The sequence below is a fragment of the Xanthomonas cannabis pv. cannabis genome (assembly GCF_000802365.1).
In the GTDB taxonomy this organism is placed as follows: domain Bacteria; phylum Pseudomonadota; class Gammaproteobacteria; order Xanthomonadales; family Xanthomonadaceae; genus Xanthomonas; species Xanthomonas cannabis.
In genome coordinates, this window is the sequence record NZ_JSZE01000027.1 from 1 (window position 1) to 26,841 (window position 26,841).

Below are 26,841 nucleotides of genomic sequence, written 5' to 3' on the forward strand. Positions count from 1 at the left end.
GGCTCGGTGGGGCTGGCCAGAAAGGCGATGCGGGGTGGTGCGGTCATTGTCGACTCCAAAGCATGCGAATCAGCATACCGCAGCCCTGTGCTGGGCTTGTTGCCACGCCCCCCTGCCCTCGCGTGCGTCGCCGCCGCTGCGCCTCTTGCCGCGGGCACCGCGCCCACCACCCACCACCCATCGCGGTACGCCTCAGGCCGTCAACCGCCATGCGCGATGGATGCGTGCATGCCGCTCGAAGTCCGGGTCGATGGTGCGCGGGCTGATCTCCTCGCACTGCGCAAACTCTGCCACCGCGTCTTCGTCCAGCTTGAAGCGGCGGAAGTTGTTGGAGAAATACAGCACGCCGCCCGGCGCCAGACGCGCCACCGCCGCGCGCAGCAGGCGCACATGCTCGCACTGGATGTCGAAGTCCTCGGCGCGTGCGGAGTTGGAAAAGGTCGGCGGGTCGCAAAAGATCACATCGAAATGCGCGCGCTCGGCTTCCAGCCACGCCAACGCATCGGCCTGCACCAGCTTGTGCTTGCTGCCAGCCTGGCCGTTCAACGCAAGATTATCCGCGCACCACTGCAGATAGGTGGCGGACAGATCCACGCTGGTGGTGGAGGCCGCGCCAGCCACCGCCGCTTCCACGCTGGCCACGCCGGTGTAGCAGAACAAATTTAGAAAGCGGCGCCCCTTGGACTGCTGCGCCATGGTGCCGCGCAGCGGGCGATGGTCCAGAAACAGCCCGGTATCCAGATAATCGAACAGGTTCACCCGCAGCAACGCGCCGTGTTCGCGCACGTGGACAATTTCGTTGCGCTGTTCGAAACGGCCGTACTTGCTGCCGCCCTTGCCGCGCTCGCGCGACTTCAGCGCAACGCGCTCGGCCGGCACCTCGAAGACCTCGCGCGCGGCAGCCAGCAATTCATTGAGACGACGGCGCACATCGGCTTCCGGGATCGTTGCGGGCGCTGCGTATTCCTGCACATGCAGGAAGATGCGCCGGTCGCCATCGGCTTGCTGGTACACGTCGATGGCAGCGGAATATTCCGGCAGGTCGGCGTCGTAGGCGCGGAAGCATTCGATGCCTTCGCGCGCGCGCCATTTCTTGAATTTCTGCAGGTTCTTGCGCAAGCGGTTGGCCACCATCTGTGCGCCTTCGCTGAGCGCGGTCGGCGCCGCCAGCGGGGTACGCCGCGGCACTGCGATCGGGTCGCAGACGATCAGCGCGCACTCGATCGCGCCATTGAACAGCTGGTACTTCTTGGCTGCGCGCAGGCCGGTGGCATACGCCAGCTCGGCATTGCCGCACAGCAGGCTGGCCCGCCACTGCGGTACGACGCGCTGCAAGGTATCGCCCAGGCGGCGATACAGCGCCGCATCAGCGGCCAGGCGCTCGTCATAGGGCGGATTGCACACCACCACGCCAGTGGCCTGCGGCGGCGTCTGCAGCTCGCCCACTTCGCGCACGCCGAACCAGATCGCCTCGGCCACACCGGCCACTTGCGCATTCTCTTTCGCGGCGCGGATTGCGTGCGGGTCCATGTCGCTGCCGTGGATCACCTGCCTGAGCGCAGCGCGGCCGACGCTGTCGCGTTCGCGCGCTTCGCTGACCAGCTGTTGCCAGGTCTCGCGATCGAAACCGCGCCAACGGCTAGGCACATCGCTGCCATAGCGCTGCAGACCCGGCGCGACGTCGGCAGCCATCAGCGCGCCTTCGATCAGCAGCGTGCCGCTGCCGCACATCGGGTCCAGCAGGCCGCCGCCATCGGCATAGGCGCGCGTCCAGCCGGCGCGCATCAGCACCGCCGCAGCCAGGTTTTCCTTCAACGGCGCCTCGTTCTGCGCCATGCGCCAGCCGCGTCGATGCAGCGGGCCGCCGCCCAGGTCCACCGAAATGGTGGCGCGGCCCTTGCGCAGCGACAGGTTCAGGCGCAGGTCCGGGCTTTCCACATCCACCGACGGACGCTCCAGGCCCTGCCGGCGCATGGTGTCCACCACCGCGTCCTTGATGCGCTGCGCCGCGTAGCGGGCATGGGTGATGGCGGTACCGGACACATGCGCGTCCACCGACAGCGTGTGCCCCACCGACAGGTGCTCGTCCCATGGCAGCTCGGCCACGCCGGCGTACAGCGCGTCTTCGTCCGGGCAATCGAATTCGCTCAGCGGCCACAGCACGCGGCTGGCCAGGCGCGACCACAGCACGGCGCGCTGCGCATCGCGTAGTTCGCCCTCGACGTTGACGCCGGAGATGGTGGCGGTGGCCTTGCTGGCACCGAGCGCAAGCAGCTCGTCGGCAAGCAGGTATTCCAGGCCCTTGGCACAGGATGCGAAGAATTTCACGTAGGCAGGTATCGATAAAGACGCTGGCCGCGGCGGCGAGCGTGGGAGCAGGGCAGCGGGCCGGCGCCCTGGTGGGCAATGCCGTGGCCGCCGTGGACGGCCGCAAATGGTCGGCCATCGCGGCCGGCATTACCAGCCCGGCGGCCGGAGTGTCCGCCGCACGGTTCACCACGGCGCCAGCCGCCACTGCGGCTGCGCGGTGTCCAGCCGCTGCTGCAGGCCCAGCCGCTGCAGGAAGGCGGCGTCGTGCGAGGCGACGATCAGCGCACCCTGGTGGCCGCACAGCAGCGCTTCGATCGCTTCCACCGAGGCCAGATCCAGGTGGTTGGTCGGCTCGTCCAGCAACAGCAGTTGCGCCGGCTGCGCCCGGTACAGCGCACCGGCCAGCGCCGCCTTGAGCCGCTGGCCGCCGCTGAGCTGGCCGCTGGGCAGGTCGGCACGCGCCTGGTCCAGCCCCAGCAGCGCCAGGCGCAGCCGCTGTGCGTGGGCCGGCGCGCCCGGGTCTGCATCGCACAGTTGCGCTGCGGCCGAGCGCGCCGGGTCCAGCAGCGCCAGGTCCTGATCCAGATAGGCCACCGGCACATGCACCTGGCAGTGCCCCGCACTTGGTTGCAGGCGCCCTGCCAGCAGTTGCAGCAACGCGGACTTGCCGCTGCCATTGGGGCCGACCAGACCGATCCGCGGCTGCCCCTGCAGCAGCAGGTTCACCCGCCGCCCGCCCAGCCGCCCGCCAGCCAGTTCCACCTGCCGCAGCGTGGCCAGACGCCGCGATGCGCCGGCGGGTGCGCCCGGCGCCAGCACGGCGATCGCGCGATCTGCCTCCACCTGCGCTGCGGCCTGCACCACCGCTTCGCTCAGCCGCAGCTGTTCGGCCCGACGTTGCTGCTGCAGCCGCCCCGCGCTGACTTCGCTGCGTTGCTTCTGCCTGCCCAGCAGGATCGGCGCTTGATTGGCCTGCCCCGCAGCGCGCGCACCGCGTGCCTGGCGTTGCTGTTGACGCTGCAACTGCTCGCGCAGTGCCTGCTCGCCGCGTACGCGCGCATGTTTGCGTTGGGCCAGCAGATCGGCGGCCGCCTGTTGTTCGATGGCGCGCTGCTGCGCATAGAACGCGTAATTGCCACCGTAGCTGCGCAGTCCCTGCGCGGACAATTCAACAATGCGCTGCATTGCATCGAGCAGGCCGCGGTCGTGGCTGATCACCAGCAAGCCCCCGCGCCACGCCAGCAACTGATCCATCAGCCGCTGGCGTTGCGGGCCATCCAGGTGATTGCTGGGCTCGTCCAGGATCATAAAATCCGGCCTGGTCACAAACGCACCGGCGAGCGCCACGCGCATCGCTTCGCCGCCGCTCAGGTGCGCGGCCGGCGCACGCGGATCGCGCCCACCCAGGCCCTGCCGCTCGAGCTCTTCGGCAAATTGCGCATGGGCGGTCCAGCGCTCGCCGACGCGTTCGAAATCAGCCGGCGCAATGCTGCCAGCGGCGATGCGGTCCAGCGCATCCAGCAGCGGCGCAGCGCCGGCCAGGTCGGCAATGGTCTGGCCCGGCGCAACGCTCACCCGCTGCGGCAGGTAATGCACGCGACCGCTGCGCACGCAACGCCCGGCGCTGGGCATCAGCTCACCGGCCAGCAGCCGCGCCAGCACGCTCTTGCCCACGCCATTGCGCCCGACCAGGCCGGTGGCGCGTTGGTCGATGTGGATATTCAGATCGGAAAACAGCGGGCTGGCATCGGGCAGCACATACGCAACGCCTTCCAGCGTCAGCGACGGACAGGTCATACAGGTCTCCATTGCATGCCAGCACATGCGCCGATCCAAGCGGACCAGCAGCAGGTAAGGCCGTCATCACGACGGCGGCATCAATGGCGCATTGGACTGGTCCTCAACGGGTTACGTGCAACCAGTCTAACCTGCAGCTCCAGCGGCGATACACGGGCGGCAGACCCGTGCCCATGCAGCCGGCGCTCAGCCCAGCCCGAAGGCCGGGTGGTAGGCGACATCGGCCAGCGGCAGCAGACGGTCGCCGAAGGCCAGCGCCTGCAGTTCCGATGCGGACACACCGGGCAACACCAGCCCGGGTTCGACCGCAAAGCCCAACCGCTTGAAGAACGCCGGCTCGCCCAGCGCCAGGCAACCGGCCGCACCAAGCTCGCGCAGGCTGGCGAGCGCCGCCTGCACCAGCCGCGTGCCCACGCCCTGCCGCTGATGCCCGGGACCCACGGCCAGCGGCCCCAGCGCGAACCAGCCGGGCGAATCGTCCGACAGCGACACCGGCGACACCGCCAGGTGCCCCACTACATAGCCGTCATGGTCGGCCACCAGCGACAACGCCAGCGCGCCGTCCTCGCGCAGTGCAGCGATCACATGCTGTTCGTCGTGGCGGCTGTGCTCGTCGCGCATGAATGCCACCATCGTCAGGATCTCGATGGCCGCCGCATCGCCCTCGGACGCTTCACGGATCAGAATGCTCATTGCCCGGCTCGCCGGCGACGCAGGTGCCCGAGATGGCGCATCACAGGCTCTGCAGCAGTTCGGCAAACGCGCGTGCCGACGCGTCGACATGCGATGCCAGGCGATGTCCGTCGTCGACCAGCAACAGCCGCGCGGCGCGTGCCTGTGCCCAGGCGATCACCTCGGCGGCGGGAATCAGTTCATCGTGCCAGGCATGCACGATCGAAATCGGAACCGCCGCCGCATCCAGCGCCGGCAACGGCCCCATTCTGGTCGGCGGCACCATCAGGAACAGCGCACGCGTGGGCACCTGCAGCGAGACCTGCGCGGCGATATACGACCCCAGGCTGGACCCCGCCAGCACCACCGGGCCCTTGTCGGCCGCAGCACGCGCGATGTCCAGCAACCGTTGCAGACGCCCGCGCACATCGCCCAGCTGGCCCAGATCGCGGCGCGCATCCAGATCGGTGAAGTCCGGCCGCTCGTGGGTCCATCCGAGACGTTCGGCCACCTTGGCCAACGCGGTGACCTTCAAGGCATCGGGACCGCTCTCGAACCCATGCGCGAGGATGCAGTGCCCGCGGCTCATAGCGCCTGCACCGTATCGCCGATGCGCAGCACGCCGCCGCGCAGGATGCGGGCGCACAAGCCGCCATGTCCGCGCATCGCGTTGTAGCCGCCAGCACCCAGTGCGTCTTCCATGCGCGAGCACGGGTCGCAGGGATCGGTGCCCTCCAGCTCGACCTCGCCGATGCAAAAGCGCCGCCCTTTCAACGCGATCAGCGGGATGCCGGACACCACCAGATTGCGTCGCAGCGTGGCCGGTGCGATCTGCGCGTGGCCTGCCAGCGCCGCAATCACCGGCAGGTGCTCGGCCTGGATCAGGGTCACGCCCCGCTTGCCGCTGCCGCCCTTGTAGCGGTCGCCCACCAAGCCAATACCGGTAGTGGCCTGCGCGGCGTCCACCTCCAGCATGTCCACATCACGCGCAGGACGCACGCCGATCCAGGTCACCTGACCGGTCTGCGGCAGCGTCGCCATCAATTTGCCCAGGGGGCTGTCGGGATTCAAGGCCATCGTCGAATGCTAGCATTCGCCACATGTCCGATGCCGTCCTGCCGTCGCCGCCGATCACCTACGCGCCGTTGCCCTACGAATCGCGACTGGCGCGGCGCCCGCTCGGGCACATCGACATGGTGGTCATCCACTGCACCGAACTGCCGGACATGGCGATGGCGCGCGACTACGGCGAGCGCGTGCTCTACGACAGCGGCACCGGCAACAGCGGGCATTACTACATCGACCGCAACGGCAGCATCCAGCAGTACGTCGCGCTGGAGCGCGTCGCCCATCATGTGCGCGGCCACAACCCGCACACACTTGGCATCGAACTGGTCAACCGCGGCCGCTATCCGCACTGGCTCGACTCGCGCCATCAACTGATGAGCGAGGCGTACCCGGAGCCACAGATCGGCGCACTCATCACCTTGCTGCAGTGGCTGCAGCAGCAGCTACCATCGGTGCGCCGGATCGCCGGACATCAGGAGCTCGATACCACGCAGGAAGCGGCCAGTGACGACCCGTCCCGCAAGATCCAGCGCAAGCTCGACCCCGGCCCGTTGTTTCCGTGGTCACGCATCCATGCAGCCGTTGGCTGGTCGCACAGCCTGCGTTGACCGCACGCCCTGCGCTGGAGCAACGCCTCAGCGGCGCCTCACGGCTCCGGAGCACGATAGGTTTTTTCGCCCGCATCGACGGCCACGGCGAGCCGGTTTTCCGGCGGCGCGATCGGGCAGACCACATGCGGCGTCACCGCGCAGGGCGGGTTTTCCGCGAGATTGAAATCCAGCAACACATGGCCATCGCGCGGCAGCGCGGTGAACAGATAGCGCGCGCCGCCGTAGCTCTCCTTGCCGCTGGTGCGATCGGCAAACAGGAAAAACAGCCCACTGCCGTCCTCCTGCGCGATCGGCTGCAGGCGATAGGTCTGCCCATTGCGCTCGAACACCGCCTCGCCCGGCACGTCCACCGTCAGTGGCGTTCCGATCGAGGTCAGCAAGGTCACGGTCCGCGGCGTGGCATACGGCTGCCAGCGCGCCTGAACACGCCAGTGCGGATCGATCGGAAAATAGTCGAAGCCCTGGAACCGGGCCAATACGGGCGCCGCCGGGTCGCGAAACCGCCAGCCGAACAACGCGCCGGTCTGCACCAGGTAGAACTGCCGGTTGTCCACGTCCAGGCGGTCGCCGGGCTGATCGACGCGCTCCGGCTCCAGGCTGACTTCATCGACCGGCCGACCGTGCAGTTTCACGCCTGCGCCGGCGGCTGCCTTGAAGCGCACGTGGCCGGAGGCGTCCAGGCTCAGCTGGCCCAGGTGCGCAGGACCGGCCGGCAACACCAGGTCGCTGCGCGGATCGCTGCCCACCTGGTACCGGCCCGCGCGGACGCGGCCGGAGCCTGTGTAGCTCAGCCAACCATCCGGCGCCCGTAACCGTGCCAGCCGCTGCGCACGTGCCTGCTCCAGAGCGACCTGATAGACCTGCTGCCCGTCGTCCTCGTCACGGCTGGCGCCCCGCACACCGTTGGTGTCGGCAGTCGAACCCGCCGAGCACGCCGTCATCGACATCACTGCGACGCACAAGGCGCCGGCCTGCAATTGCACCCGCATGTCGCCACCCAACTCTGCAAGAAACTGCGCTCCGCGCAGCGAGCCTGCGTCCCCACAGACCACCATTCCTACAGTCATTGTGCATGCATCAGGCAGCGGTCGCGACCGGACGCGAGCGATCCTGCAGCCAACCGCTCCAGGAACCGGCGTACACCCGCGCACCGGGCAGCCCGGCCACTTCAAGCGCCAGCAGCAGGTGGCAGGCCGTCACGCCGGAGCCGCACATCACTACCGCCTGCTCGGGCCGGTACGCGCCCAGCAGCGCAGACAGTTCCGCATGCAGTTCCTCGGCCGGCTTGAAGCGGCCATCGCGCAGGCTCAGCCCCAACGGACGACTCATCGCGCCCGGCACGTGGCCGGCCACCGGATCGATCGGCTCCAGCTCGCCGCGAAAGCGCTCGCCCGCGCGTGCGTCCAGCAGCCATCCCGGCGCCTGCCCCAGCCGCGCCAGGATGTGCTCGGCGTCGACCACGGCAGCGCTGTCGAAGCTACCCGGGTACGCAGGCCTCTCGTGCAGCTCCGGCTGCTCGCCGGTTTCCGGCAAACCGGCAGCGCGCCACGCAGCCAGCCCGCCATCGAGCACCGCCACGCGCCGATGCCCCATCAGGCGCAGCATCCACCACGCGCGCGCGGCCGCCATGCTGCCGTCGCCCGCGTCGTAAACCACCACCTGACTCGCCGGATCGATCCCCCACCCGCCCAGACGGCGGGCGAAATCGGCGGCATGCGGCAACGGATGCCGCCCCTGACCGGGACGCGACAGGTCGGCCAGGTCGTGGTCCAGATCGGCATGAAATGCGCCGGCCAAATGCCCTTGCGCATACGCCTTGCGTGCGGCCTGCGGGTCCGGGGCAGTCGGTGGCGCGGCGCGCGCATCCAGCACGCGCACCTGCGGGTGCGCCAACGTGCCCGCCAGCGTGCTGACGTCCACCAAAGTGGTCCAGTTCGGATCGACACTCATGCAACCTGCTCCAGGCGACGACGAAGATTGAGAAGAATGGCCGCGGTCGCGCCCCAGATGCGCTGCCCGGGCCAGTCGTATTCGAGCACGCGGCGTGGGCGCCCGCGAAATTCCAGTTCCACGCTGCGCAGATTGTCCGGGTCCATCAGGTAGGCCAGCGGCACTTCGAAGACCTCGGCCACCTCATCCGGCTGCGGCACCGCGACGAAGGCCGGATCGACCACTGCCACCACCGGCGTCACCCGGAATCCGCTTACGGTCAGGAATGGGTCCAGATAGCCCAGCGCGTGCACCTGCTGCGTACCGAGGGCGATTTCCTCGCAACTTTCGCGTAATGCGGCCGCGGCGGCGTCGACGTCGGACGGCTCCATCCGCCCCCCCGGGAAGCTGACCTGCCCGGCATGGTGGCGCAGGCTGTCGGTGCGCCGGGTCAGCAGCACCGTCGTGCCCTGCGCGCGTGGCACCAGGCCGCACAGCACCGCCGCTTCGGCAGACGCGCCTCCCTCGCTCAGATCGATCAGTTCGGCATGGTTCCAGCCCGGCCCGGCAGGCGCGGTATCCAGCGGGTACAGCGCGCGGCGCAGCTGCGCGTACTCGGGCAATGCGGCAACCAGGCCCCGTGCCGGCAAGACTGTGTGCAACAACTCCTGGCGTTCGACGTCACTCATGCTCATCCAGCGTGCGATTTCATCCAGGCTGCGCAGGCAGCCGACACAGTGCGATTGCGCGTCCAACGAACATACACCGATACATGGACTGGGCAGAGACCCGGCGGCCGCGTCGGTGGCGCTCATCGCTTGCTGCTGCAGACGCGGTGTGGGACGTTCATCGATCTCTTCAGGCACCTTGGCCGGGCCAAAAACGACAACGCCGGCCTGATGGCCGGCGTTGTCAGTGCAACAGCAACCGCAGTTACTTGACGCTGACCAGCTTGATCTCGAACTGCACGGCCACGTTCGGCGGGAACGGCGTGCGCGGATCGGCGCCATAGGCCTGCTCCGGAGGCAACGTCACTTCCCACTTCGAGCCGGACGGCATCTGCAGCAGCGTTTCGCGCATGGCCTTCATTTCGACTTCGCTGACCTTGATGGCCGGGATCTGCTGCGCCGGGCGCGCCTTCTCGCGGTCGCCGAAAGGATACGGACCGGCCACTTCCAGCTGCACAGTGCTGGCCTGGGTCGGCTTGGCACCCTTGCCTGCTTCGATCACGCGGTACTGCACGCCGCTCGGCAGCGTCTGTACGCCAGCGGCGCTCTTGTTCTTGGCCAGGAACGCATCGCTCTTGGTCTTGTTGGCGGCAGCGGCCTTGTCGTACTCGGCCTTGGCCTGCTGTGCACGGCCCTGCTCACGCTTCTGGAACGCTTCGACAGCCGGCTTCAGCTGGTCGGCGGTGATCGCCGGCTGCTTCTTGGCATAGGCGTCCTGCAGACCCTTTACCACCGAGTTGATGTCGAGCTGCTCGCCGCGACCGGTGAGCTCGGCAAGGTTATTGCCGTAGTCGTAACCGAAGTAATAGCTCAACTTGCCCTTTTCGGACGTCGTGTCCTGGGCCAGTGCATTGCCCGTCAGGGCCAGGGCCGCCACAGCGACCGCGATAGAACGCAACTTCATCAAACAATTCTCCAGGGTGGTGGCACAGGACGGGTCTGCCGCCTGAGATGACGCGCTAGGATAGCGGCCGCGATACCGAACCGCTACTTATCACGAAAGCTAGGACCAGCAAGGCTTTCGGAAGTTCCGCATTTACTATTTTTTTACGTTCTCAAGGGTTTTCGATGTCCAGCCACGTCATTTTGATCGCCGATCACGCCAATGTCCGGACCATTACAGTCAATCGCCCGGACAAGCTGAACGCCCTGAACCGCGACACCATGCTGGCACTGGATCAGGCCTTCGCCGACGCCGCGAGCGCCGACGATGTGCGCGTGGTGATCCTCACCGGTGCCGGTCCCAAGTCGTTCGTGGCCGGCGCGGACATCGCCGAGATGAGTGAGCTGTCGGCCATGGAAGGCCGTGCGTTTTCGCTGGTCGGGCAGCAGTTGATGCGCCGCATCGAACGCATGCCCAAGCCGGTGATCGCCATGGTCAACGGGTTTGCGCTCGGCGGCGGCCTGGAGCTGGCCATGGCCTGCCACCTGCGCATTGCCGCAGCGACCGCACGGCTCGGGCAACCGGAAATCAATCTCGGCCTGATCCCCGGCTTCGGCGGCACTCAGCGCCTGCTGCGCCTGACCGGACGCGCTGCAGCGCTGGAGCTGTGCCTGCTCGGCCAGCCGATCGATGCGGCGCGTGCGCTGCAACTCGGGCTGGTCAACCGGGTGGTCGAGCCGGACGCCTTGCAGGACGAAACCCTGGCACTGGCGCAGCGGCTGGCCACCGCCGCACCGCTGGCATTGCGCGGCATCCTGGACGCGGTTGTGTTCGGCGGAGAATGCGGGATGGAAGAAGGCCTGCAACTGGAAACCGCGCAATTTGCGCTGTTGTTTGCCAGCGAGGACATGCGCGAAGGGACCCGCGCCTTTCTCGACAAGCGCGCTGCCCATTTCCTCAATCGCTGAGCTTGGCCATGCTGCCCGACTTCCCCCCTGCATCGCCCGCGCTGCCATTGCAATTGTTTGCGTGCGTACAGGCAGACGATCTCGATCGCGCGATTGCGCTCGGCCTGATGGACTACCAACCGATGCAGGCGCAAGACGACCCGAACGCCACGCCGGTAGTGGTGGTTTCCGCCCTGCTCGCCGCGCAGCATCGCCTGCGCACTGCCTGGGCTGCGCGCGAACGCTACCGCGCACGTGACGCCCGCCTGCAACGTCGCGCAGCCGAGCGCGACGCGCGACGCGCGCCTGCCCCGGCGCCGAGCCAGACAGCCGCGCCCGCATTGCCGCCACTGGCCGCCGCCATCCTTGCACGCGCCAAGGCCAAGGCCGCCGGAGGCGCGCAGCCGTGAGCGCGGTCCGCCCCACTGCCACTCCGCGCCGCGGCAGCAGCATGCGCAAGCCCGAGATCCAGGAAATGTTCGCGCGGCTGCGCGAACTCAACCCGCATCCAACCACCGAGCTGGAATACACCACACCCTTCGAATTGTTGATTGCGGTGCTGCTCTCGGCGCAGGCCACCGACGTTGGCGTCAACAAGGCCACCCGCAAGCTGTATCCGGTGGCCAATACCCCGCGCGACATCCTGGATCTGGGCGAAGAAGGCCTGAAGCGCTACATCGCGACCATCGGCTTGTTCAACGCCAAGGCCAAGAACGTCATCGCCACCTGCCGCATCCTGCTGGAGCAGTACGGCGGCGAAGTGCCGCACGATCGCGCTGCCTTGGAGGCATTACCCGGAGTGGGCCGCAAGACCGCCAACGTGGTGCTCAACACCGCCTTCGGCGAACCGACCATGGCGGTGGATACGCATATCTTCCGCGTCGCCAACCGCACCGGCCTTGCACCCGGCAAGGACGTGCGCGCCGTGGAAGACGCACTGGTCAAGGTCATTCCTGCGCAGTTCCTGCATGACGCACACCACTGGCTGATCCTGCACGGCCGCTACGTCTGCAAGGCACGCAAACCCGACTGCCCCGGCTGCGTGATCCATGACCTCTGCCGCTACCGCGACAAGACCCCCGCACCGGCCGAACGATCGACAACGCCAAAAGGCTGACCAGGCACCACCGCAACAAGCAACCCACCGCCTGACACCAAGCAACCACCTCGCCAGCGCGACCCGCTGCGTTTGCGAATCCCAAATCCCGATTCCCCAATCCCGGCCCCAAAAAAAATCGCGACCGGATGATGCGTCTTTCGGCGCCATGCATCATCCGGTCACGATAGAGGGTTACCCGGCGCGTACGCCGGGCAGGTACAGCAGGTTATGCAGCCTTGGCTTGCTCGACGCGCTTGTCGACCAGCACACTGTCTACGGTCGGCTGACCTTCGACGCGCCGGTCCAGCTCCTTCCAGTCCACCACCAGCTCGCAGCCACGCGAGGCCGCATTCCGGCTCCAGTCGCGCAGCAACTCGATGCAGGCATGGTCAACGTGATGCAGCTTGGCCACGTCCAGGTGCAGCGCGGTGTTCGGCGGCACGCTTTCCAGCGTCCGCGCCATGGCCGGCACCTTCAGGAAGGTGGCCGAGCCCTGCAGGGTCAGGTGCATTTCGTCCTTCTTGTCAGCGTGCTCCCGCACTTCGACCTTCAGACGCGAGGAATGCAGCGCAAGACGGAACAGCGACAAGCCGAAGCCGATCAACACGCCGGTCAGCAGGTCGGTCGCCACGATCGCAAAGGTGGTCGCCAGGTAGATCGCCGCGGTGCCACGACCGTAGGTCGCGAGCTCCTTGACCTGCCCGATCTTGATCATCTTCACGCCCGTGTAGACCAGGATGCCGGCCAGACACGCCACCGGCGTCATCCGCAGCAGCCACGGCAACAGCATCGCGAACACCAGCAGCCAACCGCCATGCAGGATGGTCGACGTACGCGTGGCAGCACCAGCCTGCACGTTGGCCGCACTGCGCACGATCACGCCGGTCATCGGCAGTGCACCCAGGAAGCCGCACAGCATATTGCCCACACCTTGCGCCGCCAGCTCACGGTCGTACTGCGTGCGCGCACCCTGATGCATGCGATCCACCGCCGCCGCCGACAGCAGCGTTTCGGCGCTGGCAATGAAGGCGAAGGTCACCGCCGACACCAGCAACGTGTGGTTGAACACGCCAAAGATGTCGGAAAGGCTGGGGATGCTGATCGCCGAGAACAGGTTGGTCGGCACGTCGACCTTGTTGACGTTCAAGCCCTGCAACTGCACCGTTGCCGTCACCGCCACCACCGCGATCAACGCACCCGGCAGGAAGCGCAGACGCTGCGGACGCAGTTTGTCCCAGGCCAGGATGATGCCGATCGTGGCCAGACCCACCAACAGCGCGGTACGGCCGGTGCCTTCGCTGATGGCCTGCCACAACACGGCCGGCAGTGCAGCGAAGTTTTCCAGACCACGCGCCTTGGGCGCGGCGTCCATCAACACGTGTGCCTGCGAAGCCACGATCAGGATGCCGATGCCCGACAACATGCCGGCCACCACGGCCGGCGACGTCATCCGGAACCACACGCCCGCACGGCACAGACCGGCGACCAGCTGGATGGCACCGGCCACCAGGATCACCGGACCGAGCGCGGCGGCGCCGTGCTCTCGCACCAGTTCGAACACCAACACAGCCAGGCCGGCGGCCGGACCGCTCACCTGCAAGGGAGAGCCCGCCAGAAAGCCAACGACCAACCCACCGATGATGCCGGTGATCAGACCTGTGGCCGGCGGCATTCCGGACGCGATCGCAATACCCATGCACAACGGCAGCGCGACAAGAAAGACCACCACGGACGACAACAAATCACGCCCGAACAGCCCCTGACGGAAATATCCGCCGATACCTGATGTGTTCATGATCGACTCCGTCAGGCGAGTTCAGCGCGGACGACTTGCTGCAGTCGCGGACGCGGAGTGGCTTCGGGGGTGCTCTCGGCCAGCAACGGACGGAAGCCACCCTTCTCGGCATCGAAGGCGCGGATCTCGCCGTGGGCGATGTCGTAGATCCAGCCATGGATGCGCAAGGTGCCGGCGGCCAGACGCGCGGCCACCACCGGCTGCGTACGCAGGTGGTCCAGCTGCGAGACCACGTTCTCTTCGGTCATGCAGCTCAGTGCGTCCTGGCTGGCCGGATCGTGCCCGTGATGCGCGGTGACGTGACGCGCCGCATCGGTGTGCTTGAGCCACGCGGCCACGGACGGGACGTCTTCCAGCGATTCCGGCTTGAGCACCGCCTTCATCGCGCCGCAATCGGTATGACCACAGATCACGATGTGACGCACGCCCAGCACGGAGATGGCGTACTCGATCGCCGCCACCACGCCACTGACGTGTTGCGAGTACGGCGGCACCACGTTGCCGATATTGCGATAGACGAACAGTTCGCCGGGCTGCGCGGAGAAGATCAGCTCCGGCATGACGCGCGAATCGGCACAGGTAATGAACAGTGTGTGCGGGCTCTGGCCGCCTGCCAGTTCCTGAAAGCGCGCACTCTGACGCGGATACACTTCCTTACGGAAATGACGAAAACCTTCTAGCAAACTTTCCATGGGAGATTCCTCTGGGCAACGAATGGCCGTCCGCGGCGCAAACCGCGAATTGCAAAGACAAACAAATCAATCGGAAATCCGACGCAGGAAGCGCCGGGTGCAGCGACAACGGGGATCAGCCAAGCAGCGCGTTTGGAGGACGCAGTTGCGGGATCAGGTCGCGTTTTTGATTTGCCGGCGCGTGATGCGCGTGCCACGAGGGGGAATACCGCGCCAGCATCGGCCAAGCTTGGGAGAGCAAGGGGATATCGTCTGCAGGCTGTGTATCGACTTGGCTTTGCGTATCGCCATCGTCCTGCGGATCTTCTGCTGCATCGCGTTGTTCGCCAGCATCCACCATCACCGCCAAACCATCGCCCACCAACGCATCCTGGATGCGCGTGTGTGCACTGGCGGCCGACCACGCGCTGAGCGCGAGCAAGCAGACCAGCAACAGTTGGAGGAATCGAGGAAACATGGCCTCGAAACTAACAATTTAGACGCGGCATGCGCAAGTGGTGCGTCGCACAAACTGACATATATGTTCAGTCTGCAATGGTTGCGGTTCAGGTCGCCAGTGACGTAGCCCTCAAAACAGGCGGCGTTGGCGTGATCAACGCTCTGTCATAAGCCAGCTGCGTTCAGATTTTTGACACACGCTGACACAGTTGAAACGACCGTAAACTATTGTCTTTATTGACAAAAATCAATTGTGACATTTCTATCGTCTTGTCACATTAACGCAACTTTCACGCCATAGCCTGCGCGCACTTTCTCAGGTCGCAAGGCACATATGAAATTCGCTCCCTCCCTGCTTGGCTCCGCGTTGCTGCTGGTGCTGACGGCGCCCGCTGCCCACGCGGAAATCGCCATCGATGTGATCGGTGGCTCGGAGATCTCGCTGGAAGGCCTGGTCCAGGCCGACGGCAACTGGTTTCACGACGATGTGCAGGACCTCAACGGTCCAATCGGTGCCAATGGCGACAATTCCGAATTCAGCATCCGCCGCGCCGAGCTGGTGCTCAAGGGCAAGGGCCCGGGCAATTTCGAATGGGTGGCCGGGTACGACCCGAGCGTGCTGAAGGACGTCACCATCCGCGGCACCACCATCCGCAGCACCGGGCGGTTCCTGGACAACAACATCAAGTACAAGTTTGGCGGCAAAGCCAACAACTACCTGCAGGTGGGCCAGTTCAAGCAGCCCAACAGCCTGGAAGAACTGTCCAGCACCAAGAACAACGACTTCGTCTCCAAGGCGTCGGTGACCAATACCTATGGCATTTCGCGCCGCCTGGGCGTGGCCTACGGCATCGGTGACAACAACTGGAGCGTGACGGCCAGTGCGTTCGGCCGTGAACTGACCCGCAACCAGGCCCACGGCAGCGGCTATGGGGCGCGCGGCACCTGGGCACCGATCAACGAAACCGGCGATGTGCTGCACTTCGGCCTCAGCTACCTCGGGTACGACACCGACGACGACACCCTGCGCCTGCGCGCGCGCCCGGATGCCGACCTGACCACGATCCGCCTGATCGACAGCGGCGCCATCACCAATGTGGACCGCGTGGGCGTGGCGGGGGCCGAGGCGATGTGGGTCACCGGGCCGTTCAAGCTGCAGAGCGAATATTTCCAGGAAACCGCCAAGCGTATCGGCACCAACGCGCAGGACTACAAGAGTGATGGCTGGTACGTCAGCGGCGTCTGGAACATCACCGGCGAGACGTGGGGCTACAAGGCCGGCGTGCCCACCACCCCGCTGCCCAACGAACCGGCGTCGGGCATGTGGCAGCTGGCGATGCGCTACGACACCCTCGACCTCAACGATGGCCATCTGATTGCCAACGGCAACACCCCGTTCGTGGACGGCGTGCTGGGCGGCAAGATGGATGTGTGGACGATCGGTGCCAACTGGTACTGGCGCTCCAACTTCAAGCTGGCGCTCGACTACGCCAAGGTGGAAAGCACCCGTTATAGCAGCGCCACGCGCGGCCTGGTGGACGACAACCCGTCGATCATCGAGGCGCGCGCGCAGTTCTATTGGTAAGCCTGCGACCGCGCCGGGCGCCAGGCGGCTCGCCAGAGCCCGCAGGGTGCCGCCTGGTTGGCCCGCCCGACCCGGCGTGCCATCGCACGCCCGCGTCACCTGCCTGTCATTTACCCGACATCGCGCGGTCATGCCCCTGCACTGCAATGGCACGACCGCGGGACGTTCCGATCCCTACCCTATCTGGAGCTGTTCCGTGATCCACTCCTTCAAGACCCGCCTGGCCGTCGGCGTGCTCGCCGCGTCGCTGGCACTGTGTGCCCAGGCCGCCGATGTCACCGGCGCCGGTGCGTCGTTCATTTACCCGGTGATGTCCAAGTGGTCGGCCGACTACAACGCCGCCACCAAGAAGCAGGTCAACTATCAATCGATCGGTTCGGGCGGCGGCATTGCGCAGATCAAGGCGGCCAGCGTGGACTTCGGCTCTTCCGACGCCCCGCTCAAGCCGGAAGAACTGGCCGCTGCCGGGCTGGCGCAGTTCCCGTCGGTGATCGGCGGCGTGGTGCCGGTGGTCAACGTGCCGGGCGTGGCTGCCGGTGCGCTCAAGCTCGACGGCAAGACCCTGGGCGACATCTTCCTGGGCAAGGTCAGCACCTGGAACGACCCAGCGATCGCCGCGCTCAACCCGGGTATGAAGCTGCCCGACGGCAAGATCACCGTAGTGCACCGCTCCGACGGTTCGGGCACCAGCTTCAACTTCACCAATTACCTGTCCAAGGTCAATGCCGACTGGAAGGGCAAGGTCGGCGAAGGCACCGCAGTGCAGTGGCCGACCGGCATCGGCGGCAAGGGCAACGAGGGTGTGGCCGCGTACGTGAAGCAGATCAAGGGCGGCATCGGCTATGTCGAGCTGTCGTATGCACTGCAGAACAAGATGGCCTACACCGCAATGAAGAACGCCGCCGGCAAGTTCGTGCAGCCGTCCGATGAAACCTTCGCCGCTGCCGCCAACAGCGCCGACTGGGCCACCTCCAAAGATTTCTATCTGGTGATGACCAATGCCGCGGGCGACAACGCCTGGCCGATCACGGCGACCAACTTCATCCTGGTGCAGAAGAAGCCGAAGAATCCGGCCGGCCTGAAGAACACGCTGGAGTTCTTCCGCTGGGTCTACAGCAAGGGCGATGCACAGGCCAAGCAGCTGGACTACGTGCCGCTGCCGGACAGTCTGGTGAGCCAGATCGAGGCCTATTGGGCCAAGACCCTGCCGCGCTAAGCACAGCCAGGGCAGCGGGCGGGCAGGCGTTCCACCGCTCGCCCGGCCGCCGAACAAGGCAATAACCTGTCACAGGAACGGCGCCGTCTCTCTCCCCGGCGTCGGGACCGGGACGCGGATCCCGGAGGGTGCGATGCCCTCCGTGGTCCGCGTCTTTTTTTGTGATGCCTTCGCCAGAAGGCACTGTCATGCACGTGTAACAAAAACATCATTTCATAGCGTGGTCTGCCGGACACCCGGCCAATCCAGCCTCGGAGCTTCCATGAAATTGCAGTCGGCCAGCCTGACCGCCCTGTCCCTCACCATCGCCCTTGCCCTGGCCGCATGCTCCCCGGGCAAGGACGCGCAGTCCGGCGATGCCGCCAAGGGCGCTCCCAGCGCAGGCGCCACCGCAGGCGACAGCACATCTGCCGAAATCTCCGGCGCCGGCGCCTCCTTCATCTACCCGCTGGTGTCCAAGTGGTCGGCCGACTACAACGCCGCCACCGGCAACAAGGTGAACTACCAGTCGATCGGCTCCGGCGGCGGCATTGCCCAGATCAAGGCCGGCACGGTGGATTTCGGTTCGACCGACAAGCCGCTGGACAGCGCCGAGCTGCAGCAGGCCGGCCTGGGCCAGTTCCCGTCCGCGATCGGCGGCGTGGTGCCGGTGGTCAATCTGGAAGGCATCGCCCCGGGCAAGCTGCGCCTGACCGGCGCGCTGCTGGGCGACATCTTCCTGGGCAAGGTCACCATGTGGAACGACAAGGCCATTGTCGCGGCCAACCCGGGCGTCACCCTGCCCGCCACCAAGATCAACCTGGTGCACCGTTCGGATGGCTCGGGCACCACCTTCAACTTCTCCAACTACCTGTCCAAGGTCAGCCCGGAGTGGAAGAGCAAGGTCGGCGAAGGCACCTCGGTGCAGTGGCCGGGTGGCGTGGGCGGCAAGGGCAATGAAGGCGTGGCCTCGTACGTGCAGCAGATCAAGGGCTCGATCGGCTATGTCGAACTGGCCTATGCGCTGCAGAACAAGATGCCGTACACCTCGCTGCAGAACGCGGCTGGCCAGTGGGTCGAACCCAATGCCGACAGCTTCGCCGCTGCCGCTGCCAGCGCCGACTGGGCCAACGCCAAGGATTTCAACCTGGTGATCACCAACGCACCGGGCGAGAAGGCGTGGCCGATCACCGCCACCAACTTCATGCTGATGCACAAGCAGGCCAAGGATGCTGCGCGCAGCAAGGCGACCCTGGACTTCTTCAAGTGGGCGCTGGAAAACGGCCAGACCCAGGCCAGCGAACTGCATTACGTGCCGCTGCCGCCGGAGCTGGTGAAGCAGATCCAGGCCTATTGGGGCAGCGAGTTCAAGTAATGCCTGCATCCCGCCTGCATGGCGGGCTGCGCGGCGGCGAGGTGCCTGACCGCGCCTCGCCGTTCCTGATGTCTCACGCTCCCGCACTGCGCGGGTGACGAGTTCAATCGAATGAATGCCACCGCACTTCCCGAAGCGATGACCGCACCCCGCGGCCGCGACCTGCGCGATGCGCGCGCCGATCGCCTGTTCAAGCTTGCGCTGGCCGCCACCGTCGTCTTTGTGCTGCTGGCACTGGGCAGCGCGGCGCTGTCGATGTTGTGGGGCGGACGCCATGCCTTGCAGATGCAGGGCCTGAGCTTTTTCTACTCGGCCGACTGGAACCCGGTTGAAAACAAGTACGGCGCGCTGGCGCCGATCTACGGCACGTTGGTCACGGCGTTGATCGCGATGGTCATTGCGGTACCCGTGAGCTTCGGCATCGCGTTCTTCCTGACCGAAGTGGCGCCGCGCTGGTTGCGCGGCCCGGTCGGCACCGCGATCGAACTGCTGGCCGGCATCCCGTCGATCATCTACGGCATGTGGGGCCTGTTCGTACTGGTGCCGGTGATGACCGAGCACGTGACGCCATGGCTCAACGATCACCTCGGCACGCTGCCGTTGATCGGCCCGTTGTTCCAGGGCCCGCCGCTGGGCATCGGCCTGCTGACCGCCGGTTTCGTGCTGGCGATCATGGTGATTCCCTTCATCTCTTCGGTGATGCGCGAAGTGTTCCTGACCGTGCCCACGCGCCTGAAGGAATCGGCATACGCGCTGGGCTCGACCAAGTGGGAGGTGAGCTGGGACATCGTGCTGCCCTATACCCGTTCGGCGGTGATCGGCGGCGTGTTCCTGGGACTGGGCCGTGCGCTGGGCGAAACCATGGCGGTGGCGTTCGTGGTCGGCAACACGGTGCGCCTGTCGCCCTCGCTGCTGGAACCGGGCACCACCATCGCCGCGTTGATCGCCAATGACTTCGGCGAGGCTACCGAAACCTATCGTTCGGCCCTGTTGTTGCTGGGCTTCGTGTTGTTCATCGTGACTTTCATCGTGCTGGCCATTGCACGCTTCATGCTGATGCAGCTGTCGCGTCGGGAGGGCAACTGATGTCTGCGTCTTCGGTGTCGCAATCCCTCTACAACCGTCGCCGGGTGACCAACGCGATTGCGTTGCTGCTGTCGTGCGTCACTGCGTTGTTCGGTCTGTTCTTTCTGGCCTGGATCCTGTGGACGCTGTTGTCCAAGGGCGTGCCGGGCATCGACCTCAACCTGTTTACCAAGATGACGCCGCCGCCGATGCAGGAAGGTGGCTTGCTCAATGCCTTCTTCGGCAGTGCGGTGATGTGCGGGCTGGCGCTGGCGATCGGCACCCCGCTGGGCGTGGCCGCCGGCACCTGGCTGGCCGAGTACGGCAATGCGCGCAAGGCCGGCATCGTGGTGCGTTTCGTCAACGACATCCTGCTCTCGGCGCCGTCGATCGTGCTGGGCCTGTTCGTCTACACCTTGTACGTGATGCAGACCGGCGGGCGGTTTTCAGCGTTTGCCGGCGCCCTGTCGCTGGCCTTCATCGTGCTGCCGGTGGTGGTACGCACCACCGACGAAATGCTGCGACTGGTGCCGGCGCAGATGCGCGAAGCGGCGTTGTCGCTGGGCATTCCGCAGTGGAAGGTGACCGTGCAGGTGCTGTATCGCAGCGCCTCGGCCGGCATCGTCACCGGCGTGTTGCTGGCGCTGGCGCGCATCAGCGGCGAAACCGCACCGCTGCTGTTCACCGCGTTCGGCAATCAGTACTGGAACAGCAACATCTTCCAGCCGATGGCCAGCGTGCCGGTGATCATGAACCAGTTTGCCGGCAGCCCGTACGAGTCCTGGCAGACGCTGGCCTGGTCCGGTGCGCTGGTGCTGACCGTGTTCGTGTTGTTGGTGAGCCTGGGCGCACGTGCCCTGCTACTGCGCAACAAGATTTCCAATGACTGACCTATCTTTCCGGACACCCGACATGAACGATCTCCAAAACGCCACGCCGATGCATCGCATCGCTGTTCCGGCCGCAAAGGGGGCGCCAACGGCGCAGGCGCCGGTGAAGGTGGCCGCACGCAATCTGGATTTCTATTACGACAAGTATCACGCGTTGAAGGGCATCAACATCGAAATCCCGGAAAAGCGCGTCACCGCGCTGATCGGACCTTCCGGCTGCGGCAAATCGACCCTGTTGCGCATCTTCAACCGCATCTACGCGCTGTACCCGAAGATGGAAGCGCGCGGCGAGGTGCTGCTGGACAACGAAAACATCCTGTCGCCGAAGTACCCGATGAACCGCCTGCGCAGCAAGGTAGGCATGGTGTTCCAGAAGCCCGTGCCGTTTCCGATGACCATCTTCGAGAACGTGGCCTACGGCATCCGCCACCACGAAAAACTGTCCAAGGCCGACATGCAGGACCGCGTCGAACAGGCGCTGCGCCAGGGCGCACTGTGGGACGAAGTCAAGGACAAGCTGGGACAGAGCGCGCTGGGGTTGTCCGGTGGCCAGCAGCAGCGTTTGTGCATCGCACGCGCGGTGGCATTGCGCCCGGACGTGCTGCTGCTGGACGAACCGACCTCGGCGCTGGACCCGATCTCCACCAGCCGTATCGAGCAACTGGTGGAAGAGCTCAAGCGCGACTACACCATCGTGATCGTCACCCACAACATGCAGCAGGCCGCCCGCGTATCCGACTACACCGCCTTCATGTATCTGGGCGACCTGATCGAGCACGACCGCACCGAGACCATTTTTTCGCAGCCCTCCAAGCAACAGACCGAGGACTACATCACCGGCCGGTTCGGGTGATGCAAGGCGACGCACCGTAACGCCCGCATTGAAGCAGCTCCGTCTCCTGCCGTGCCCGGCGCATTCGGCGGGGTAGCAGACATCCACCACGGCCATGTAATCGAGATCACGATGAACCAGCACCTCAACGACCATATCGTCAAAAGCTACGACGAGGAGCAGCACCGTCTTGTCGCCGAGATCGTGCGCATGGGCGACACGGCGGTGGCGCAGCTGGAGGCGGCGCTGGACGTGGTGGAACGGCGCGACGACCACGCCGCACATCGCATCGTGGTCAACGACGAGGCGATCGACGCGCTGGAACATGCAATCAGCCACGACGTGATGCGGCTGGCATTGCGCGGGCCGATGGCGCGCGACCTGCGCGAGATCCTGGCCGGCCTGCGCATCCCGGCCGATATCGAACGCATCGGCGATTACGCGGCCAACGTGGCCAAGCGCTCGATCGCGCTGAACTCGGCGCCACCGCTGCCGCAAACGGTGGGCCTGCGCGCGCTCGGGCAGATGGCGGCCGATGCGGTGCGCGCGGCGGTGCAGGCGTATCGCGACAAGGACGCCAATGCCGCGATCCGCGTGCGCGACGAAGACGCACGGCTGGATGCGCAGTACACCGCGCTGTTCCGCGAGTTGCTGACCTACATGATGGAAGACCCGCGCAACATCACCCCGTGCACGCATCTGCTGTTCATGGCCAAGAACCTGGAACGCATCGGCGACCACGCCACCAACATCGCCGAAAACGTCTGGTTTCTGGTGCATGGCGAACAGCCGTTGCCGCCACGCCTCAAGCGCGACGACACCAGCAGCACCGGCGTCATCTGAGCGCTGGCGGCGCTGCGCGACAGCGGCCGCTTGCTTGCGGCAGCTGCCGGAACGCCTTGTGAGCTGCAATGGCAGGCCAGCCGCCGACGCGTCAGACCAAAGGCGCACGCAAGGCGCGCCTCGCGCCGTCGAGCCCCGGGGTGTGACCTGCTAGGCTATGCGGATGAACGAACCGGTCGACCCACAGCCTGCCCGCGCCATCCTGCCCATGTCGCGGCGCTTCCGCGGCTATCTGCCCGTCGTGGTGGACGTGGAGACCGGCGGCTTCGACTGGAACCGGCACGCCTTGCTGGAAATTGCCTGCGTGCCGATCGAAATGGACGACGAGGGCCGCTTCTTCCCCGGGCAGACCGCCAGCGCGCATCTGGTGCCGGCGCCCGGGCTGGAGATCGACCCCAAGTCGCTGGAAATCACGGGCATCGTGCTCGACCATCCCTTCCGCTTTGCCAAGCAGGAAAAGGACGCCTTGGACCACGTCTTCGCCCCGGTACGCGCCGCGGTGAAGAAGTACGGCTGCCAGCGCGCGATCCTGGTCGGCCACAACGCGCATTTCGATCTGAATTTCCTCAACGCGGCAGTGGCGCGCGTGGGGCATAAACGCAATCCGTTTCATCCTTTCAGCGTGTTCGATACGGTGACGCTGGCCGGCGTGGCCTATGGCCAGACCGTGCTGGCGCGTGCCGCGCAGGCTGCGGGTCTGGACTGGAACTCGGCCGATGCACACAGCGCGGTCTACGACACCGAGCAGACCGCGCGGCTGTTCTGCACGATCGCCAATGCCTGGCCGGGGCCTGTTTAGGTCGGGATTCGGGATTCGGGATTGGCAGAAGCGCGCCATGTTCGGGCTGCGCGAACGTCCCCTCTTGCGCGGCGAACAGTTGCCGACATGCAACTCGCGTCGTCTTATGCAGGCGTGCACTTGCCGTCGGATTGGAGGCCTCGTTCCCTGCAAGGCTCAGGTCTTCCGCCCGACAGAGAAGCGCCGACGCAGCGCTTCACGAGTCCCCAATCCCCAATCCCGGCCTCTAACCCACCCAGATCTGGTCGCGCCCCGCGCTCTTGGCCTGGTAAAGCGCCTGGTCGGCGCGTTGCATCAACGATGAGCCGGTGTCGTCATCGCGCAGTGCGGTCAGCCCGGCACTGAAGGTCACCTGCAGCCCTTCCACGCCGCCCCAGTCGCTGCGCGCGTGGAAGCGCGTGCGAATGCGTTCGCACAGCGCCTGTGCATCGTGCAATGCGGTGTCGGCCAGCAGCAGCGCAAACTCTTCGCCACCAAGTCGGGCGGGCAGATCCGAGGCGCGTGCAGCGGCGGTGAGCAATGCACCCACCTCGTGTAGCACCGCATCGCCACTGGCATGCGAATGCCGGTCGTTGATGCGCTTGAAATGATCGATATCCAGGATCGCCAGCACCAATGGGCGCCCGCTGCGCCGTGCGCGGCTGATGTCGCGCGCCAGTGCTTCGTCGAAGTGGCGACGGTTAGGCAGCCCGGTCAGTACATCCTCGTGCGCCTGGCGCTCGAACACGTCGGACTTGATGCGCAGGCGAGTCAGCAATTCGCTCTTTTCCTGATTGGCCTGCAGCAGACGCTGGGCCTGCATCTGCAAATCCTGGGTGCGCTTGCGCACCAGTTCGGCCAGGCGCGCGTTGTGGGTCTTGTAGCGATGCAACAGCACCCGGTACAGCAGGGTCAGCGCAAGGATCGCGCCCAGCGCTGCAGCAATGCGCACATCGCGGCGCTGCCACCACAGCGGCAGCACGTCAAAGGTCCAGCGCGCCTCCTGCGGGCTCCACGCGCCGCCCGGGTGACGTGCGGCCACACGCAAGGTGTAGTGGCCCGGCGGCAGGCCGATGAATTCCACGCTGCGCTGCCGGCCGCGCGCGATCCAGACATTGTCCAGGCCGTCCAGACGGGTGCGGTACTCGATGCGCTCGGACAGCAGAAAGCTCATGCCCACATACGAGACATTGAGCCGGTAGCCGCCAGGCAGTTGCGCCTGCTGGCGCCATGCCAGCGGGCGGCCATCCTGTTGCACGCTTTCGATCAACGCCGACGGCGGGCGACGTTCGCGAAACCGCTGCAGGCGCGCGGGATCGACCGTGCTCACGCCACCAGCGGTGACCACCCAGACCGACCCGTCCGCACGTTCGATCATGCTGGGGCCGGAACTGCCGTTGGCCTGCGCATTGCCCATGCCATCGATCTCGCCATAACGCTCGATGGCGAGCGTGCCGTGCCCATCGGCAACCGCATTGAGCGCGGCAAACCCGGTCCGCAACATGCCACGGTTGCTGCTGATCCACGCGTTGCCGAAGCGGTCCTCGACGAGCTGGAACACCGTGTCCACCGGCATGCCCTGCTCCAGACCCACGCGTGCGAGGCTGCCGCCGCGTGCGCGGTACAGGCCGCGATCGGTGGAGATCCACACCGCATCGCCAATGGACTGAAAGCCGAACACGCTGCGCGCGCCGCCCAGGCGTTCCAGATCCAGTTGCCGCAGCGTGCCGTCGCGCAACACTGCCGCGCCATCGACCGATCCGATCCACAGCGCGCCATCGATGCTGGCCAACGCGGTCACCACGCCGTCGGGCAGGCCCTGGACCGTCACCGGCACGCGCTTGCCCTCCACCAATTGCACGACGCCGCGTTGCGTCGCCAGCCACACCACATCCTGCGCATCGACCGCGATGGCCCGGATATGGCCGCTGGGAATGCCTTCGGCGTCGCCGTAATGCCGTAAGACGCGACCATCGCGCAGCACGAAGACTCCGTCGGCGTAGGTCCCGACCCACAGGTCGCCATGCCGATCCAGCGCCAGGCTGAGCACCGACAGCCGCCGCCCCGACGGTGTGGCAACCGGCACCGGCACGACGCGGCCATCCGGCAGCATGCGGTCCAGACCGGCGGTACTGGCGATCCACAGGCTGCCATCGCGGTCTTCCAGCACCGCGCGCGCATAGTCGCCGCTCAGCCCATCGCGCTGGCTGTAGCTGCTGAACAAGGTCTCGCGCAGCCGAAACAGGCCACCGTTGGCGCCCACCCAGATGCTGCCTTCGGCATCCTCGCGCAGGCTGACGATCCGCCCGGTAGGCAGGCTGCGACCTGCCGCCAGATGCTCCACGCCATGACTGCCGATCCGCAGCAGGCCCTGGTTTTCGCTGCCCAGCCAGAGGTCGCCGTTGCGGTCCTGCAGCATCGCGGTGAAATGGCCCTGCCCCGGCAGCCGGTGCACCAGCGCTGCCCGCTCGTCGTGCAGGCGGAACAGCTGCTCGCCGGCAACCACCCACACCGTGCCGTCCGGCGCGCGATAAGGCCACGCCAGGCCTGGCGGCAGACCGAAGGCGGCCGGCGCGCGGTGCATGCGTCCATCCGGCTCGCGATAGATCAAGCCATCCAGCGTGCCGATCAACAAGCGGCCCTGGCCGTCGAACAGCATGCGCGGAAAACTGCTCTGCAGCGGCACGCCGTCACGCGGCGGGAAATAGTCGAAGCGTCCATCCGGCCACAGACATCCCAGCCCGTGGCCTTCGAACAACAGCCACATGCGGCCATCCGAATCCATCGTCATCGCATGGATCAGCGCCTGCGGCCATTGGCCCGTGCGTTGCCATTGCCGCCATTGCCCGTCGGCACCGTGACGCACCAGATTGCCGCGCGCATCGCTGAGCCAGAGCGCGCCATCGCGGTCCACATACAGCGCACCGACCCCGTTGTCGGGCAGCCCCGGGCGCGTGCTGCGATCGATCACGCTGAATTCCAGGCCGTTGTAGCGCACCAGGCCTTCCCAGGTGGCGAACCACAGATAACCGTCGCGGGTCTGGGCAATGTCGCGCAGCGAGTTGTGCGGCAGGCCGTTGCGCGAACTCCAGCTGTCGATCGCGTAATCGCGCAGGGACGCCGTGCCGGCCGGCGCGGCGATCGCTGCGGCCGAAGACAATGCCAACAGCAGGCAGAGGCCGACACCAAGCCAGTGCCGCCACTGCCAATACCGTCGTGCCGACGCCAGGTCGGCGTCCCCGTTCTCGCCCATGCCGCGGGCGCCCACCCCAAGATTCATCAGACATGACATACCGTTTACTGACGATA

General features: G+C 66.2%; 25 protein-coding genes and 1 pseudogene. 12 read left to right on the forward strand and 14 right to left on the reverse strand.

The features are described 5' to 3' along the window. Positions 1–192 precede the first annotated feature (192 nt). From rlmKL to OZ10_RS06440, 6 genes and pseudogenes are all read right to left on the reverse strand, one after another. Positions 193–2,328: a bifunctional 23S rRNA (guanine(2069)-N(7))-methyltransferase RlmK/23S rRNA (guanine(2445)-N(2))-methyltransferase RlmL gene (gene rlmKL / locus OZ10_RS06420; RefSeq protein ID WP_039564229.1), complete on the reverse strand. Its 2,136-nt coding sequence runs from the start codon at positions 2,326–2,328 to the stop codon at positions 193–195. Then, positions 2,325–2,515: pseudogene (locus tag OZ10_RS21045) on the reverse strand (hypothetical protein). Before OZ10_RS21045 ends, rlmKL begins: the two are co-directional and overlap by 4 nt. After that, positions 2,494–4,107, reverse strand: a complete 1,614-nt coding sequence (locus tag OZ10_RS06425; RefSeq protein ID WP_039564231.1) for an ABC-F family ATP-binding cassette domain-containing protein — start codon at positions 4,105–4,107, stop codon at positions 2,494–2,496. The pseudogene OZ10_RS21045 and the gene OZ10_RS06425 overlap by 22 nt, the downstream one beginning before the upstream one ends. Before the next feature lie 186 nt (positions 4,108–4,293). Then, complete coding sequence (locus tag OZ10_RS06430) at positions 4,294–4,800, reverse strand: GNAT family N-acetyltransferase (protein WP_039412443.1); 507 nt, start codon at positions 4,798–4,800, stop codon at positions 4,294–4,296. Positions 4,801–4,840: 40 nt separating this feature from the next. Next, entirely contained in the window at positions 4,841–5,368 is a 528-nt protein-coding gene (locus OZ10_RS06435; RefSeq protein ID WP_039564232.1) for an alpha/beta hydrolase, read from the reverse strand. Continuing rightward, positions 5,365–5,856 (reverse strand): MOSC domain-containing protein, encoded by a 492-nt coding sequence (locus OZ10_RS06440; RefSeq protein ID WP_039412437.1) that lies wholly within the window; start codon positions 5,854–5,856, stop codon positions 5,365–5,367. Before OZ10_RS06440 ends, OZ10_RS06435 begins: the two co-directional genes overlap by 4 nt. A gap of 23 nt (positions 5,857–5,879) precedes the next feature. On the opposite strand from OZ10_RS06440, the gene OZ10_RS06445 reads away from it, so the two are divergent. Next, positions 5,880–6,455 carry an N-acetylmuramoyl-L-alanine amidase gene (locus OZ10_RS06445; RefSeq protein WP_039412435.1) on the forward strand — a complete coding sequence of 192 codons (576 nt, stop codon included), beginning with the start codon at positions 5,880–5,882 and terminating at the stop codon, positions 6,453–6,455. A gap of 38 nt (positions 6,456–6,493) precedes the next feature. Here the strand turns inward: OZ10_RS06445 and OZ10_RS06450 are convergent, their stop codons facing one another. The 4 genes from OZ10_RS06450 to OZ10_RS06465 all read right to left on the reverse strand — a co-directional run bounded on the left by OZ10_RS06450 (position 6,494) and on the right by OZ10_RS06465 (position 10,019). After that, positions 6,494–7,447 (reverse strand): DUF1684 domain-containing protein, encoded by a 954-nt coding sequence (locus OZ10_RS06450; protein WP_039412472.1) that lies wholly within the window; start codon positions 7,445–7,447, stop codon positions 6,494–6,496. Positions 7,448–7,535: 88 nt separating this feature from the next. Then, positions 7,536–8,408, reverse strand: coding sequence for a sulfurtransferase (locus tag OZ10_RS06455; protein ID WP_039564235.1), 873 nt, complete (start codon positions 8,406–8,408; stop codon positions 7,536–7,538). Next, the gene (locus OZ10_RS06460) at positions 8,405–9,202 is read right to left on the reverse strand and encodes a CoA pyrophosphatase (RefSeq protein WP_039412914.1); all 798 of its coding nucleotides are present in this window, start codon (positions 9,200–9,202) and stop codon (positions 8,405–8,407) included. The genes OZ10_RS06455 and OZ10_RS06460 overlap by 4 nt, the downstream gene beginning before the upstream one ends. A gap of 118 nt (positions 9,203–9,320) precedes the next feature. Further along, entirely contained in the window at positions 9,321–10,019 is a 699-nt protein-coding gene (locus OZ10_RS06465; RefSeq protein ID WP_039412898.1) for an FKBP-type peptidyl-prolyl cis-trans isomerase N-terminal domain-containing protein, read from the reverse strand. 164 nt (positions 10,020–10,183) lie between these two features. Here OZ10_RS06465 and OZ10_RS06470 point away from each other — a divergent pair, with 164 nt between their 5' ends. Genes OZ10_RS06470 through nth form a run of 3 tightly spaced genes read left to right on the forward strand, consistent with a single transcriptional unit; the run spans position 10,184 to position 12,062 of the window. Continuing rightward, positions 10,184–10,966 (forward strand): enoyl-CoA hydratase/isomerase family protein, encoded by a 783-nt coding sequence (locus tag OZ10_RS06470; protein WP_039412897.1) that lies wholly within the window; start codon positions 10,184–10,186, stop codon positions 10,964–10,966. An 8-nt stretch (positions 10,967–10,974) separates the two neighbouring features. After that, the gene (locus OZ10_RS06475) at positions 10,975–11,355 is read left to right on the forward strand and encodes a hypothetical protein (protein ID WP_039564262.1); all 381 of its coding nucleotides are present in this window, start codon (positions 10,975–10,977) and stop codon (positions 11,353–11,355) included. A 41-nt stretch (positions 11,356–11,396) separates the two neighbouring features. Beyond that, entirely contained in the window at positions 11,397–12,062 is a 666-nt protein-coding gene (gene nth, locus OZ10_RS06480; RefSeq protein WP_081419345.1) for an endonuclease III, read from the forward strand. 208 nt (positions 12,063–12,270) lie between these two features. Here nth and OZ10_RS06485 read toward each other — a convergent pair whose 3' ends face one another. From OZ10_RS06485 to OZ10_RS06495, 3 genes are all read right to left on the reverse strand, one after another. Beyond that, on the reverse strand, positions 12,271–13,839 hold the full coding sequence (locus OZ10_RS06485) for a SulP family inorganic anion transporter (RefSeq protein ID WP_039564240.1): 1,569 nt from the start codon (positions 13,837–13,839) through the stop codon (positions 12,271–12,273). A gap of 11 nt (positions 13,840–13,850) precedes the next feature. After that, entirely contained in the window at positions 13,851–14,531 is a 681-nt protein-coding gene (locus OZ10_RS06490) for a carbonic anhydrase (RefSeq protein ID WP_039564241.1), read from the reverse strand. A 115-nt stretch (positions 14,532–14,646) separates the two neighbouring features. Continuing rightward, positions 14,647–14,967, reverse strand: coding sequence for a hypothetical protein (locus OZ10_RS06495; RefSeq protein WP_039412909.1), 321 nt, complete (start codon positions 14,965–14,967; stop codon positions 14,647–14,649). Positions 14,968–15,303: 336 nt separating this feature from the next. Here OZ10_RS06495 and OZ10_RS06500 point away from each other — a divergent pair, with 336 nt between their 5' ends. From OZ10_RS06500 to rnt, 8 genes are all read left to right on the forward strand, one after another. After that, positions 15,304–16,554: an OprO/OprP family phosphate-selective porin gene (locus tag OZ10_RS06500; RefSeq protein ID WP_039564242.1), complete on the forward strand. Its 1,251-nt coding sequence runs from the start codon at positions 15,304–15,306 to the stop codon at positions 16,552–16,554. Between the two features lie 196 nt (positions 16,555–16,750). Beyond that, positions 16,751–17,770 carry a phosphate ABC transporter substrate-binding protein PstS gene (gene pstS / locus OZ10_RS06505; protein WP_039412904.1) on the forward strand — a complete coding sequence of 340 codons (1,020 nt, stop codon included), beginning with the start codon at positions 16,751–16,753 and terminating at the stop codon, positions 17,768–17,770. 262 nt (positions 17,771–18,032) lie between these two features. After that, positions 18,033–19,124: a phosphate ABC transporter substrate-binding protein PstS gene (gene pstS, locus OZ10_RS06510; protein WP_039412882.1), complete on the forward strand. Its 1,092-nt coding sequence runs from the start codon at positions 18,033–18,035 to the stop codon at positions 19,122–19,124. Positions 19,125–19,235: 111 nt separating this feature from the next. After that, the gene (pstC, locus tag OZ10_RS06515) at positions 19,236–20,210 is read left to right on the forward strand and encodes a phosphate ABC transporter permease subunit PstC (protein WP_039412879.1); all 975 of its coding nucleotides are present in this window, start codon (positions 19,236–19,238) and stop codon (positions 20,208–20,210) included. Beyond that, positions 20,210–21,079, forward strand: coding sequence for a phosphate ABC transporter permease PstA (gene pstA / locus OZ10_RS06520; RefSeq protein ID WP_039412875.1), 870 nt, complete (start codon positions 20,210–20,212; stop codon positions 21,077–21,079). Before pstC ends, pstA begins: the two co-directional genes overlap by 1 nt. A 22-nt stretch (positions 21,080–21,101) precedes the next feature. Further along, on the forward strand, positions 21,102–21,932 hold the full coding sequence (gene pstB / locus OZ10_RS06525) for a phosphate ABC transporter ATP-binding protein PstB (RefSeq protein ID WP_039412872.1): 831 nt from the start codon (positions 21,102–21,104) through the stop codon (positions 21,930–21,932). A gap of 111 nt (positions 21,933–22,043) precedes the next feature. Continuing rightward, complete coding sequence (gene phoU, locus OZ10_RS06530) at positions 22,044–22,754, forward strand: phosphate signaling complex protein PhoU (protein ID WP_039412869.1); 711 nt, start codon at positions 22,044–22,046, stop codon at positions 22,752–22,754. A gap of 157 nt (positions 22,755–22,911) precedes the next feature. Beyond that, positions 22,912–23,553, forward strand: coding sequence for a ribonuclease T (rnt, locus tag OZ10_RS06535; RefSeq protein ID WP_081419347.1), 642 nt, complete (start codon positions 22,912–22,914; stop codon positions 23,551–23,553). 226 nt (positions 23,554–23,779) lie between these two features. On the opposite strand, the gene OZ10_RS06540 is transcribed toward rnt, so the two are convergent. Beyond that, positions 23,780–26,812: a ligand-binding sensor domain-containing diguanylate cyclase gene (locus OZ10_RS06540; protein ID WP_039564243.1), complete on the reverse strand. Its 3,033-nt coding sequence runs from the start codon at positions 26,810–26,812 to the stop codon at positions 23,780–23,782. Between the last annotated feature and the right edge of the window lie 29 nt (positions 26,813–26,841).